Origin of the sequence: Mesorhizobium helmanticense (genome assembly GCF_003034915.1) — a bacterium.
Classification (GTDB): domain Bacteria; phylum Pseudomonadota; class Alphaproteobacteria; order Rhizobiales; family Rhizobiaceae; genus Mesorhizobium; species Mesorhizobium helmanticense.
Genome location: NZ_PZJX01000025.1, coordinates 63,733 through 77,285, shown reverse-complemented (window position 1 = coordinate 77,285; position 13,553 = coordinate 63,733). Strand labels below are relative to the sequence as shown.

The 13,553-nt window shown below is 63.9% G+C and carries 13 protein-coding genes; 5 read left to right on the top strand and 8 right to left on the bottom strand.

The window, feature by feature from the left end; genetic code table 11:
• Nucleotides 1-28 precede the first annotated feature (28 nt).
• The 5 genes from C9427_RS11675 to C9427_RS11650 form a co-directional block, all read right to left on the bottom strand.
• Nucleotides 29-844 carry an ABC transporter permease gene (locus C9427_RS11675; RefSeq protein WP_107649332.1) on the bottom strand — a complete coding sequence of 272 codons (816 nt, stop codon included), beginning with the start codon at nucleotides 842-844 and terminating at the stop codon, nucleotides 29-31.
• A complete protein-coding gene (locus tag C9427_RS11670; protein ID WP_107649331.1) occupies nucleotides 834-1,799 on the bottom strand; it encodes an ABC transporter permease in 966 nt (321 codons plus the stop codon). The genes C9427_RS11675 and C9427_RS11670 overlap by 11 nt, the downstream gene beginning before the upstream one ends.
• Nucleotides 1,800-2,034: 235 nt before the next feature.
• Nucleotides 2,035-3,033, bottom strand: a complete 999-nt coding sequence (locus C9427_RS11660; protein ID WP_107649330.1) for an ABC transporter ATP-binding protein — start codon at nucleotides 3,031-3,033, stop codon at nucleotides 2,035-2,037.
• Between the two features lie 189 nt (nucleotides 3,034-3,222).
• Complete coding sequence (locus C9427_RS11655) at nucleotides 3,223-4,377, bottom strand: ABC transporter substrate-binding protein (protein WP_107649465.1); 1,155 nt, start codon at nucleotides 4,375-4,377, stop codon at nucleotides 3,223-3,225.
• A 138-nt stretch (nucleotides 4,378-4,515) separates the two neighbouring features.
• Nucleotides 4,516-5,403, bottom strand: a complete 888-nt coding sequence (locus tag C9427_RS11650) for a class I SAM-dependent methyltransferase (RefSeq protein ID WP_245437059.1) — start codon at nucleotides 5,401-5,403, stop codon at nucleotides 4,516-4,518.
• Nucleotides 5,404-5,434: 31 nt separating this feature from the next.
• Here C9427_RS11650 and C9427_RS11645 point away from each other — a divergent pair, with 31 nt between their 5' ends.
• Complete coding sequence (locus C9427_RS11645; RefSeq protein WP_107649328.1) at nucleotides 5,435-5,917, top strand: helix-turn-helix domain-containing protein; 483 nt, start codon at nucleotides 5,435-5,437, stop codon at nucleotides 5,915-5,917.
• Between the two features lie 6 nt (nucleotides 5,918-5,923).
• Here the strand turns inward: C9427_RS11645 and C9427_RS11640 are convergent, their stop codons facing one another.
• Nucleotides 5,924-6,829, bottom strand: coding sequence for a LysR family transcriptional regulator (locus C9427_RS11640; protein WP_107649327.1), 906 nt, complete (start codon nucleotides 6,827-6,829; stop codon nucleotides 5,924-5,926).
• A gap of 88 nt (nucleotides 6,830-6,917) precedes the next feature.
• Here C9427_RS11640 and C9427_RS11635 point away from each other — a divergent pair, with 88 nt between their 5' ends.
• Both C9427_RS11635 and C9427_RS11630 read left to right on the top strand, forming a co-directional pair.
• Nucleotides 6,918-7,367, top strand: a complete 450-nt coding sequence (locus C9427_RS11635; protein ID WP_107649326.1) for an RrF2 family transcriptional regulator — start codon at nucleotides 6,918-6,920, stop codon at nucleotides 7,365-7,367.
• On the top strand, nucleotides 7,357-8,274 hold the full coding sequence (locus tag C9427_RS11630) for an NAD(P)/FAD-dependent oxidoreductase (RefSeq protein ID WP_107649325.1): 918 nt from the start codon (nucleotides 7,357-7,359) through the stop codon (nucleotides 8,272-8,274). Before C9427_RS11635 ends, C9427_RS11630 begins: the two co-directional genes overlap by 11 nt.
• On the opposite strand, the gene C9427_RS11625 is transcribed toward C9427_RS11630, so the two are convergent.
• Nucleotides 8,271-9,047 carry a DeoR/GlpR family DNA-binding transcription regulator gene (locus C9427_RS11625; protein ID WP_107649324.1) on the bottom strand — a complete coding sequence of 259 codons (777 nt, stop codon included), beginning with the start codon at nucleotides 9,045-9,047 and terminating at the stop codon, nucleotides 8,271-8,273. The genes C9427_RS11630 and C9427_RS11625 overlap by 4 nt on opposite strands.
• A gap of 436 nt (nucleotides 9,048-9,483) precedes the next feature.
• Here C9427_RS11625 and C9427_RS11620 point away from each other — a divergent pair, with 436 nt between their 5' ends.
• Complete coding sequence (locus tag C9427_RS11620; RefSeq protein ID WP_107649323.1) at nucleotides 9,484-10,371, top strand: phosphotransferase family protein; 888 nt, start codon at nucleotides 9,484-9,486, stop codon at nucleotides 10,369-10,371.
• Nucleotides 10,368-12,821: a GcvT family protein gene (locus C9427_RS11615; RefSeq protein WP_107649322.1), complete on the top strand. Its 2,454-nt coding sequence runs from the start codon at nucleotides 10,368-10,370 to the stop codon at nucleotides 12,819-12,821. Before C9427_RS11620 ends, C9427_RS11615 begins: the two co-directional genes overlap by 4 nt.
• 2 nt (nucleotides 12,822-12,823) lie before the next feature.
• Here the strand turns inward: C9427_RS11615 and C9427_RS11610 are convergent, their stop codons facing one another.
• Nucleotides 12,824-13,456 (bottom strand): class I SAM-dependent DNA methyltransferase, encoded by a 633-nt coding sequence (locus tag C9427_RS11610; protein WP_107649464.1) that lies wholly within the window; start codon nucleotides 13,454-13,456, stop codon nucleotides 12,824-12,826.
• Between the last annotated feature and the right edge of the window lie 97 nt (nucleotides 13,457-13,553).

Here is a 13,553-nt window from a genome sequence, read left to right as displayed (position 1 = left end):
CTATGAACTCTCTTGTTCACTGCTTGGGTTATTTGCCCGAACCGGCAATCTGGTCGCCGTCGCGGGTCAGGTAATAGGCAAGAAGGATGGGCAGCAGCGTCACCAGCACCACCACCATGGCGACGACATTTGTGACCGGGCGTTGGCGCGGCCGGATCAGTTCCTCCAGCATCCAGATCGGCACGGTCTGCTGCTGGCCGGCGGTGAAGGTGGTGACGATGACCTCATCGAAGGACAAAGCGAAGGCGAGCATGCCGCCGGCAAGGAGCGCCGTGGCGATGTTGGGCAGCACGACATGTCGAAAAGTCTGGAAGCCGTCGGCGCCGAGATCCATCGAGGCCTCGATCATCGAGCCTGAGGTGCGGCGGAAGCGGGCGACTGCGTTGTTGTAGACGACGACCACGCAGAAAGTGGCGTGGCCGAGCACGATCGTCCAGAAGGAGAACGGAATCTCGGCCAGCGAAAAGGCCGAACGCAGCGCGATGCCGGTGATGATGCCGGGCAGTGCGATCGGCAGGATGACCAGCAACGAAATGGTTTCGCGGCCGAAGAATTTTGTTCGCGATACGGCTGCGGCGCAAAGCGTGCCCAGCACCAGGGCAATCGCCGTCGAGATGGCGGCGACCCTGACCGACAGCGACAACGCCTGCCAGACATCCGGCCGGTTCCAGGTGACGGCGAACCATTGCGTGGTCAGCCCGGGCGGCGGCCAGACGAAGCTCTTCTCCTCGGTGGTAAAGGCATAGACGAAGATCAGCAGGATGGGCAAATGCAGGAAAAGCAGGCCGATGGTGGCGGCGATCTTCAGACCGAGCGGAGCGGATTGGCCGCGGTCAGAGCGCATCGAAGGCTCCCATGCGCTTGGCGCCCCAGAGGTAGAAGCCCATGATGACGATGGGCACCACGGTGAAGGCGGCGGCGAGCGGGATGTTGCCGGCGGTGCCCTGCTGCGAATAGACGGCCTGGCCGATGAACAGCCGCGAGGTGCCGATGATCTGCGGGATGATGTAATCGCCAAGCGTCAGCGAGAAGGTGAAGATCGAGCCGGCGACGATGCCGGGCAGTGCCAGCGGGAACAGCACGTTGCGGAAGGTCTGGCCAGGCGAAGCGCCGAGATCGGACGACGCCTCGACCAGATTGCCGGGCACGCGCTCGAGGGCGGCCTGCACGGGGAGGATCATGAAGGGCAGCCAGACATAGACGAAGACGATGAAGGTGCCGGTGGAGGACACCGACAGCGAGTTGCCACCGACCACAGGCAGCGACAGCCAGCCATCGAGCAGCCACAACAGGTGCAATTTGGCGAGCAGCCAGGTGAGGATGCCTTCCTTGGCGAGGATCAGCTTCCAGGCGTAGATTTTGACCAGGTAGCTCGACCACAGCGGCAGCATGGCGCCGAGATAGAACAGCGCCTTCCAGCGGCCGCGCGCATAGCGCGCCGCGTAATAGGCGATGGGGAAGGCGATGATCGCCGAGGCCAGCGTGACCAGGGCCGCCATCGTCACCGTGCGCAGGATGATGTCGAGATTGGCTGCCTGCAACAAATCGCCGTAGGTCTTCAACGTGAACTGTCGGTTGATGAGGCCGGAGAACTCGTCGATCGAAAAGAAGCTTTGCAAGAGCAGGGCGAAGAGTGAACCGATGTAGACGATGCCAAGCCACAGAACCGGCGGCAACAGCATGAGCAACAACAGGAATTGCGGCCGGCGCCAGAAAAGATCCGACAACGCGCCGCGCATGCCGCCATTGCCCGGCAGGATGGCAGGGGCGGGATTTGCCTGGGTCGCGGTCAGAGTCATGGTATTATCGAGAGGCCGCGATCCTTCGCGCTCCCCTCTGTCCTGCCGGACATCTCCCCCACGAGGGGGGAGATTGGCAGCTTCGGCGCCGCCGCCCTTCCTTCAACTTTGGTGATTGGCGAAAGCCGGCGTGACATCCGATCTCCCTCCTTGTGGGGGAGATGTCCGGCAGGACAGAGGGGGGCGCCGTAGAGCGCTTCGTCTGACCTATTGCCCACGACTGCCTTGAGCGCCATCATGACGGCTCATCCATCAGATGCAAATGCTCGCGGTTGAAGGTGAGCACGACCGTCTCGCCTTCCCTGGGCAATTTCGCACCAGCCGGCACGATGGCGTGCAGCCTCAGCCCATCGGCGTCGAGCGCCAGTCTTGTCGTGGCGCCGAGATAGTTGGTCGAGACCAGGCGCGCAGCGACGCCGTCGCCTTTCGCAGCGCGGCCGATACGGATGGATTCGGGGCGCAGGCTGCCCCAGCGGCGCTGGCCGGAATAACGCTGGACGAAATCCGGCGGCAAGACATTGGAGGAGCCGACGAAATCGGCGACGAAGCGGGTCTTCGGGCGCTGGTAGATGTCTTCCGGCGTGCCGATCTGCATGATCCTGCCTTCATTGAAGACGGCGACGCGGTCGGCCATCGACAGCGCCTCGCCCTGGTCATGGGTGACGAAGACGAAGGTGATGCCGAGCGCCTTCTGCAGCGATTTCAGCTCTTCCTGCATGTTCTCGCGCAGCTTGAGGTCGAGCGCCCCGAGCGGCTCGTCGAGCAAAAGCACCTTGGGCTGGTTGACCAGTGCACGGGCAAGCGCAACGCGCTGACGCTGGCCGCCGGAGAGCTGGCCCGGTCGACGCGCGCCATAGCCGGGAAGCCTGACCAGCGACAGCGCCTCCTCCGCCGCCTTCCGCCGCTCGGGCTTGCCGACGCCCTTGACCATCAGCCCATAGGCGACGTTGTCGAGCACATTGAGATGCGGGAACAGCGCATAATCCTGGAACACGGTGTTGACGTTGCGGCGATAGGGCGGGACGCCCTCGGCGCGCTCGCCGAAGATCGAGATCGAGCCCGCTGTCGGCTGCTCGAAGCCGGCGATCAGGCGCAGGCAGGTCGTCTTGCCGGAGCCCGAGGGGCCGAGCATGGCGAAGAATTCGCCCGGCGCGATGTCGAGATCGACCGCGTCGACCGCGCGCACTGCGCCGAAATGGCGGGAGACCTTTTGAAAAGAGACGGCGGATGTCATGGGTTGTCCTGATCTGTCAGGCTCGTCAAGTTCGGGCGCTGCGCTGCCCCTCATCCGCCTTCCGGCACCTTCTCCGCTATAGTGATGGGGAGAAGGGACTTGGCGGAAACGCTGGCGACCCCCTCTCCCCGTTCTTCACGGGGAGAGGGTAAGGGTGAGGGCAGCGCTATTGCTCTCAGCGAAGCGGAATCACCGCCCGCCGATGACGCCGATATAGTCCGACACCCAGCGGTAATAGGGCACGCACTGGTTGTTCTGGCTGGCGCATTTGGTCACCGGCGTCTTCCAGAACTTGATCTTGTCGAAATTGTCGTAGCCATTGGTCTTGCAGCCCTCGTCGCCGAGCAATTCGTTGCCCTTGCAGGCGGCCGGCACCACGGGCAGCGAACCGAACCAGGCCGAGACATCGCCCTGCACCTTCGGCGAGAGCGAATGCTCCAGCCACATATAGGCGCAGTTCGGGTGGGCCGCGTCCGCCTCCATCATGGTGGTGTCGGCCCAGCCGGTGACGCCTTCCTCGGGAACGGTCGAAGCGACCGGCTTCTTGGCTGCGACCAGCGTGTTGACCTGATAGGGCCACGAGCCCGAGGCCACGACGCCCTCGTTCTGGAAGTCGTCGACCTGGATGGCTGCGTCATGCCAGTAGCGGCCGACCAGCGTGCGCTGGACGCGCAGCAAATCGAGCGCCGCCTTGTACTGGTCCTCGGTCAGTTCGTAGGGATCCTTGATGCCGAGCTCCGGCTTGTGGAACATCAGATAGTTGGCGGCGTCGGCAATGTGGATCGGACCGTCATAGGCCTGGACGCGGCCCTTGTTCGACTTGCCGTCGGGCAGGTTCATCTCCTCGAAGACGACGTTCCAGCTCTTCGGCGCTTCCTTGAAGACTTCCGTGTTGTACATCAGCACGTTCGGTCCCCACTGGTACGGAACCCCGTAGTGGGCGCCGTCGACCGTGAACCAGGGCGCGTCCTTCAGCCGGTCGTCGACCGTCTTCCAGCTCGGAACGAGATCGGTGTTGATCGGTTGCACCCGCTTGCCGGCGACCAGACGCAGCGAGGCGTCGCCCGACGCCGTGACAAGGTCGAAGCCGCCCTCGTTCATCAGCGAGACCATCTCGTCGGACGTATTGGCGGTCTTGACGTTGACCTTGCAGCCGCTTTCCTTCTCGAAGGATGTCACCCAGTCATAGCCCTTGTCAGTCTCGCCGCGCTCGATGTAGCCCGGCCAGGCGACGATATTGACCTCGCCTTCGCCCTTGCCGAGTTCCTTGACCTGGGCGACGGCCTGGCCGGAGAAGGCAAGTGCTACCGTCAATGCAGTGCATGATTTCAGGAATGAATTCATCATCGATCTCCCCTTTGAAAAGCCGCACTGTTGACGGCGACTTTGGTTCCCTGGCTGAAAAGTGCTGCGAAAATCCCGGTTTCGCAAATTCATTTATCAGAAGGCCGATATCGGTTTTACCGATAGCTAGACGCTCTTTCAAGCCAGCGCCGTCACCAGCCAGCAGGCGGCATTGAAGTGGGCCTCACCGTGCTTCACGAAAGGCGCGAACGCAGTGGGCAACACCGCAGTGATTTTTTCGGCCGTTGCCCGGTCAACCTCGCGCAGCGCGGCGCCGACCGGCCCTAGCCGGGTGACATACGTCATCAGATCGCCTTCGGCGATCCGACACGGCACGTCCGCCCGTTCGACTTCGATTGACGACCAACCGCTCGCTTCAAGGATCCGCTTGACCTTGGCGCCGTCGGCAAAGGCAAACTGCCCCGGCGCATCGGGGTCCGGCACGGGTGCGGGCGGCAGGAAAGGCGCAGCCGCTCGTGCGGCGGTCGTCATGAAGTCATTCTCGGCCGGACTGCGCCAGGCGGCAAAGGCGAGCTTGCCGCCGCGCCTTGCGGCCTGTCTTACATTGGCGAACGCTGCTACGGGATCGTCGAAGAACATGACACCGAAGCGCGAGACAACAGCATCGAAGCGCCCGGATTCGAACGCATACGCCTGGGCATCGCCCCCTTCAAAGCTTGCGTTTGCTACCCCTTCCACCCGCGCGCGCTCCGTCGCCAAGGCGACAAGCGGCTGCGAGATGTCGAGCCCAACACAATGTCCGTCGCCCACGCGGCGCGCCATCGCCAGAGTTGTGGCGCCGGCACCGCAGCCGATGTCCAGGACATTGCCCCCTTCCCCGGGATAGCCGGCATTGACTACCAGCCGCTCGAACGGCGCCAATATCTCGTCGAGAATTGGCTGCATTTCGACCCAGGCCTTTCCACTCGCATCGTTCCAGAGTGCGGCTTGCTGCGTGTTCGGCTGCGCGGATTTCGGCATAACGGACCTCGCTTTTTTGTTGCTCCCACCGATCGTCGCGAGCACTCTACGAGTTCAAGTCGACTTGAGGTCAAGCATGAAAGATATGGACATTGCCGAAGTGTCGCGCCGCACCGGCGTGCCCGCCTCGACACTTCGCTACTACGAGGAGAAGGGCCTCATCGCCTCGGTCGGCCGTCGCGGCCTGCGTCGCCTGTTCGATCCGGCCGTCCTCGAACGACTCGCCTTGATCGCGCTTGGACGCGCCGGTGGATTCGCACTGGACGAGATTTCCGCGATGCTGACGCCCGACGGCCTGCCGCAAATGGATCGAGAGCGCCTGGCCGCCAAGGCGGACGAACTGGACCGCACCATCCAGCGCCTGACCGCGATCCGAGAGGCTTTGCGTCACGCCGCCCGATGTCCGGCCCCCCGGCCGATGGAGTGTCCGACGTTCCGCCGCGCCGTCAGGCTTGCCGGCACCGGCCGCTTCGAGGTTGCTCCGATCGGGCCTTTCAAGGCGGAGGCGGTTTCCGTCACAAGGCGCAAGCGCAAGACTGACGACGTCAGCCTGGCGTAGGCTGCATCAGCGGCGCACCATGCGCTGCGACTGGGCAAGCCCGATGAAGTCGCGCGCAGCCTGCGGCAGGCCGGAGCCGCGCCGCCAGACCATGCCGACCTGCACAACCGGCAAGGAACCCGAAATATCGCGCGATTCGATGCGGTCGCCTTCCAGCGACCAGGGCCGGTAGACGAGGTCGGGCAGCAGCGCGACGCCGGCGCCGGTAGCGACAAGGCTGCGTACCGCTTCGACCGAACGGGTGCGGAAAGCGACATGCGGCTTGGCGCCGATCGCGGCCAGCAATTTTCCGGTATTTTCCTCGATCTCGTCGACGGTGAGCATGATCAGCGGCTCCGAGGCGATGTCACTGACGCCGATAATGTCGGCGCCGGCCAGCTTGTGGCCGAGCGGCACCCATAACCGATAGGCCGAGACTTCGAGGATTTCCGACTGCAGCGCGGTGCGGTCGCGCAGGTTCGAGGTGACCATGACGGCGATATCGAGCTTGCCGCCGATCAGCAGGTGTTCGAGATAGTCGCCATTGTCTTCGATGGCCGACACTTCGACGCCGGGATAGGCGCGGCGGTAGCGGGCGAGAAGGTCCGACAGCACATAGCCGGCGACCAGCGAGGTGACACCGAGCTGCAGGCGGCCGCCGGCCACGACCTGCTCGCCGAAGAAGGCGCGGCGCGCATCGGACACGTCGGCCAGGATCTTGGTCGCGTGGCGCAGGAACTGGTGGCCCTTGTGGGTGATGTTGAGGCCGCGCGGGTGGCGCTCGAACAGCTCGACGCCAAGATCGCTTTCCAGCTCCTTGATCGCCTCGGTGACCGACGATTGCGAGATCGACAGGTTCTGCGCGGCGCCCGACACCGTGCCTTGCTCGGCAACGGCGATGAAGAACTGCAACTGGCGGATGGTGAAGGCCATCGCCGGACTAAACACGGCGAAGGCCACGCTGGGAAGTGGGAGGACGGCGAAGGCTTGACACAACAAGATTCGTAACTAAGTAAGTTACATGAAACGAAACAGCAGACTGTCCTCCACCTTGCATATTCTCGTCCACATGACCGAGACGCGGGAGCACGCGCTGACCTCCGAGCAACTCGCCACCTTCATCCACACGAACCCGGTGGTCGTCCGCCGGACGATCGCCGGCCTGCGCGACGCGGGCATCGTCACCTCGGCGCGCGGCCATGGCGGCGGCTGGCAGCTTGGCCGTGCGCCCGAGAAGATTTCGCTGGCCGAGATCAGCGCTGCCCTCGGCGAAACGCTGCTGCCTTTCAGCAACGAGCCGGAAAGCCCCGGCTGCCTTGTCGAACAAGCGGTGATAGCGGCGCTCGATGATTTTCGGATCGAAGCCGAAAGGTTGCTGGCGGAAAAGCTCAGCCGCATCACGCTTGCCGACCTCGCCGCCGATTTCCGTCGCCGTTACGAACTGATTGGAGTGACCAGCCATGCAGTATGATCTGCCAACCACGCAGTATGATCTGATTGTCGTCGGCGGCAGCTTTGCCGGCCTGTCGGCCGCGATCCAGGCGGCGCGGGCGCGGCGCCATGTCCTGGTGATCGATGCGGGCCGGCCGCGCAACCGTTTCGCGGAGCATTCGCACGGCTTCCTGGGGCAGGATGGGCGCACGCCCGGCGCCATCTTGGACGACGCAAGGCAGCAACTGCTGGCCTATCCGACGGCCAAGGTCACCGCCGGATTGGCGGACAAAGCCGTTGCCGCCGGCCGCGGCTTCGAGATCACCACGGATCGCGGCGAGACATTCGGCGCGGGCCGACTGGTGCTTGCCACCGGCGTGCGCGATGTCCTGCCGGATGTTCCCGGGCTTGCCGAGCAATGGGGCAAGAGCGTGCTGCACTGCCCCTACTGCCATGGCTTCGAGGTGGCAGGCGGACCACTTGGCGTGCTCGCAACCGGCCCGATGGCCATGCATCAGGCGCAGTTGATCGCCGACTGGGGCGATGTCACGCTGTTCGCCAACGGCCTGTTCGAGCCTGACGCCGAGCAAGCATACGCATTGGAAAGGCGCAAGGTGAGGTTTGAGCCGGCCGCCGTGGCCGAACTGCAAAACGACGGCGCTGGCGGATTGATCGTCCACCTTGAAGACAGCCGTCAGGTCGGCGTCAAGGCGATGTTCACCGCGCCACGCAACACCATGGCGAGCCCGCTTGCCGAACAGCTTGGCTGTGCTTTCACGGAAGGTCTTCTCGGTCCGGTAATCACCGTCGATGAAAGGCAGCGCACGACAGTTTCCGGTGTCTATGCCGCCGGAGACGCGGCACGATCGATGCACAACATCGCCTTCGCCGTATCCAGCGGCGCCTTCGCGGGCGTATGCGCACACCAATCGATGGTTTTTGACTAAGACCCGGTTTCCGCGCCTGCGATGCTCAGCCGCGCGCCGGACTGGGCGAGGGCCGCGGCGATGTCGCGCGGCGGCTGCCGGTCGGTGGCGAGCTCGGAAAAACCGTCGAAACCGCAGACCTGGACGAGACCCTGACGGCCGAACTTGGTGTGGTCGGTGATGACCAGTGAACGCTGGCCGCGCGACAGCACCATGCGGGCGAATTCGGCTTCCTCCAGATCGTAATCCATGACGCCCGTGACGGCATCGACGGCGCCCGCGGAGATCACCGCGTGGCTGACGGAAAAGCGGCTGACGAATTCGATGGCCGAGGCACCAAAGGCCGCACCCGAATCGCTGCGCAACTCGCCACCGGCCATGTAGACCTTGTTACCGTTGACGGTGGCCAGTGTGCGGGCGATGTCGGAGGAGTTGGTGACGACGGTCAGCCGCCGATGGCCGAGCAATTCGCGGGCCAGGAACGAGGTCGTGGTGCCGGTGTCGAGCATGACCGATTCGCCGTCGCGGATGGTCGTCGCGACCATGCGCGCGATCGTCCGCTTGGCATCGGCATTTTCGCGCATGCGTCGCTCGAACGGCGCCTCGCCGACCATGGACGACAGGCCTACCGCGCCGTGCATCTTCAGAATGGAGCCGTCATTGGTGAGCGGCTTGACGTCGCGGCGCACGGTTTCCAGCGAGACGCCCAGCCGGTCGGCCAGGCTGGCGATTGTGACGGTGCCCTCCTCCTGCAGGAGACGCAGGATCTCACCATGCCGCTTCGAATGAACCATCAGGCTTTTCCGCTCGCGTTGCTGCGATACTGTCTGCTTTTATGGCAAATATGCCCATATTTACAAGAATTTCGAACTACTTCGGGCAAAAAGACATAAAAAGCCACAGATTCTTGTTGACAGGCCGGACCAGATGGCGCGAGATTGTCGTTGTGACAGGCTCGTAACTGCTGCGGGAGAACGATGGCTGAGCCGCACAAGAATTCGCCTTTCCGAACGCCTGCAAAGCGCTCGGCACAGGGGAATAGAGTTTTGGGAATCCGCGGGGGCGGACGCCGGTGCCAAAGAACCCGGCAAAGGGGCTCGTCGGTGCGGTGCGGGATACCAATCCTGGCATCCCGCACCGACGAGATTTTCACCTTCCCCCCTCCGACCGGCTGCCATCTTCGGCTCACCCGCGGCCTTGTTAAACCTCCGCCAAACGAGGGATGAGTTCTTGACTGCCGAAGACCGCATCCGCGCCCTGCCCTGCTGGACCGGCAGCATCGACATTGAGCCACTGCCGGGCGGCCTGAGCAACGCCAACTATGTGGTCAAGGATGCGGCCGGGCGGCATGTCGTACGTATCGGCCAGGATTTTCCGTTCCACCACGTCTTTCGCGAGCGCGAGGTGATGACGGCGCGCGCGGCGCAGGCCGCTGGCTTCGGGCCGGCCGTACGCTATGACGAGCCCGGCATCGTGGTGACGGAATTTCTCGGCGCCAAGGCCTATGTCGCCGAAGATGTGCGGGCCAATATCGGCCGCGTCGCCGCCCTGATGCGCAGCTTCCACCGCGAAATGCCCAACCATGTCTCGGGCGCCGGCTTCATGTTCTGGGTGTTCCACGTCATCCGCGACTATGCGCGCACGCTGGAGGAAGGCGGCAGCCGCAAGCTGAACGACCTGCCGCGCTTTCTGACCCTGGCGGACGAACTCGAACGGGCGCAGAAACTGCTGCCGATCGTCTTCGGCCATAATGATCTTCTGCCAGCCAATATCCTCGACGATGGCCACAGATTGTGGCTGATCGATTTCGAATATGCCGGCTTCAACACGGCGATGTTCGACCTTGCCGGCGTCGCCTCCAACGCCAGCATGAGCGACGAGGAATCCTTCGCCTTCCTCACCGCCTATTTCATGAAGGAGCCGGACGAGGCGATCCGCCGCTCGCACGCGGCCATGCAATGCGCGTCGCTGCTGCGCGAGGCGATGTGGAGCATGGTTTCCGAACTTTACCTCGATGCGCCCGGCATCGACTACGTCGCCTATACCGACGAAAACCTGACGCGGCTGGACGCCGCGCTGGACAACTACAGAACAAAATACGGGATGCAGACATCATGACCTTGCCCAGCCATGCCGAGATCGTGGTCATCGGCGGCGGCATTATCGGCTGTTCGACGGCCTATCATCTGGCGCGCGACCACAAGGCCGATGTCGTACTCCTGGAGCAGGGCAAGTTGACCTCCGGCTCGACCTGGCACGCCGCCGGACTGGTCGGTCAGTTGCGCTCGTCGGCCTCGATCACGCGCGTGCTCAAATATTCGGTCGATCTCTACAAGGGGCTGGAGGCCGAAACCGGGCTGGCCACCGGCTGGAAGATGACCGGGTGCCTCAGGCTGGCGACCAATGCCGACCGCTGGACCGAATATAAGAGGCTGGCGACGACGGCAAAAAGCTTCGGCATGGACATGCAGTTGCTGTCGCCGGCCGAGGTCAAGACGATGTGGCCGCTCCTGGAAACAGGCGATCTCGTCGGCGCCTCCTGGTTGCCGACTGATGGGCAGGCAAGCCCTTCCGACATCACCCAGTCGCTGGCCAAGGGCGCACGCATGCATGGCGCCAGGCTGTTCGAGAACGTCCGCGTCACCGGCTTCGAGATGAAGGACGGCCGCATCGTCGCGGTGAAAACAGCCGAGGGCGACATCGCCTGCGACAAGGTGGTGAACTGCGCCGGGCAATGGGCGCGGCAGGTTGGGGCGCTGGCCGGCATCAACGTGCCGCTGCAGCCGGTGAAACATCAGTACATCATCACCGAGAAGATCGAGGGACTGGCGACCGATGCGCCGACCATCCGCGACCCGGACCGCCGCACCTATTTCAAGGAGGAAGTCGGCGGGCTGGTGATGGGCGGCTATGAGCCCAATCCGCAGGTCTGGACAACCGGCCTGCCCGGCGGCGACGTGCCTGATGACTGGGAATTCCGGCTGTTCGATGACGATTACGATCATTTCGAGCAGCATATGAACCAGGCGATCGCGCGGATCCCCGCCCTGGAAAACGCCGGCGTCAAGCAGATGATCAATGGGCCGGAGAGCTTCACGCCTGACGGCAATTTCATCCTCGGCGTCGCACCCGAATGCGCCAACATGTTCGTCGGCGCCGGCTTCAACGCCTTCGGCATCGCGTCCGGCGGCGGCGCCGGCTGGGTGCTGGCGCAGTGGGTGGTCGACGGCGAGGCGCCGCTCGACCTGTGGGTGGTCGACATCAGGCGTTTTTCGGGCCTGCACCGCGACCGGCAATGGGTCCGCGACCGCACGCTGGAAGCCTATGGCAAGCACTACACGATAGGCTTCCCGCACGAGGAATATCTTTCGGGACGGCCGCGCATCGTCTCACCGCTTTATGAGCGGCTGCAAGAGCATCGCGCGGTGTTCGGCTCGAAGCTCGGCTGGGAGCGGCCGAACTGGTTCGCGCCCGAAGCCGTCGAACCTGAGGATGTCTATTCGATGGGCCGGCAGAACTGGTTCTCCGCCGTCAGCGACGAGCACCGGCAGGTGCGCGAAAACGTCGGCATCTTCGACCAATCGTCCTTCGCCAAATACGAAATGTCCGGCGCCGATGCGCAGAAGGCGCTGGACTGGATCTGCGCCAACGACGTCGCCAAGCCGGTCGGCCGGCTGACCTACACGCAGCTTCTCAACACGCGCGGCGGCATCGAGGCCGACCTGACGGTGGCGCGGCTCGGCGAAGAGAAATTCTACATCGTCACCGGCACCGGTTTCCGCACGCATGATTTCTCCTGGATCGGCGACCATGTCGGCAAGGATCTTGACGTTACGCTGATCGATGTCACCGAGGACTTCGGTACGCTGTCGCTGATGGGGCCGCGCGCCCGTGAAGTGCTGGCTGCGGTGACCGAGGCGGACGTGTCGAACACCAGCTTCCCGTTCGGCCATGCGCGTGAGATTGAAGTCGCCGGCAATACGATCCGGGCGCTGCGCGTCACTTATGTCGGCGAACTCGGCTGGGAGCTGCATGTGCCGATCGCGGCGGCGGGCGAGGTCTTCGATGCGCTGATGGCGGCTGGCAAAAGGCACGGTATTCGTCCGGTTGGCTATCGGGCGCTGGAATCATTGCGGCTGGAAAAGGGCTACCGGGCCTGGGGCGCCGATATCACACCCAACGACACGCCTCAGGAAGCGGGCCTTGGCTGGGCGGTGAAGCTCCGAAAGAACACGGATTTCGTCGGCCGGCGGGCGCTTGAAAAGAGCAGCGGCGCGGCGCTGAAAAAACGCTTTGCCGGCTTCACGGTGGACAATCCGGAGACCGTGCTGCTCGGACGCGAGACAATCCTGCGCAATGGCGAGCCCGTGGGTTATCTCACCAGCGGCGGCTATGGCTACACGGTCGGCAAGAACATCGGCTATGGCTATGTGCGCAATGCCGACGGCATCAGCGACGATTTCCTCGCCTCCGGCGACTACGAGCTGGTGGTGGCAATGGAGCGGACACCGGCACGGATTCACCTTCAGTCGCTTTACGATCCAGCCGGAGACAGGGTCAAAGCGTAGCTTCAGCTCACGCGCAGAACGAGGCCGCGGCTGGGCACGGTATCCGCCTCACCCGGCATCGAGACATAGGGCGGCGTTTCCTCGGCGCGCGTTATGACGCCCCTCGCCTCAAGCTCGGCGATCCGCGTGGCAAATCCCGCGTCCCACAGCGTGTTCTTGACCGTCAGCACGATGATGCCACCCGGCCGGCAAATGCGGATCAGTTCATCCAGCCCCTCGACACCGACATGGCCCGAGGTGAAGACGCCGGCCGATACGATCCCGGCATAGGCGCCGTCGGCGAAAGGCAGCGGCCCGCCGAGCGCCAGGCAATGCAGCGCCGAATAGACGCCCTTGCGCGAGGCCTGAGCTAGCATGCCGGCGGAGATGTCGAGCGCCTCGACCCGTGGGTAGCCCGTGATGGCAAGCCATTCGCCGATGAGGCCGGTGCCGGCCCCGGCATCGAGGAGCGGTGCCGCGCCGCGCGGCAGATGGCGGGCCAGCAAGGCAAGGCAGATGGTCGGATGGCGATAACCGGCCGCCGACATGTCGGCGTCGTAAGTGTCGGACCAGCTGTCATAGAGGGCCGCCACGTCCTCGGGGCGCTTTGCCGCATAGGCCGCGGCGAGCGGGCTTTTGTTCTTCTTGTCCGTCATCCCGGTCCCGTCCGCCGACTCGTGGCTCATACGCCATCCGAATGATAGCCAAATGGCGAAAATTGTGGAACCGTCGCCGCAAGAAAATAACGATGTG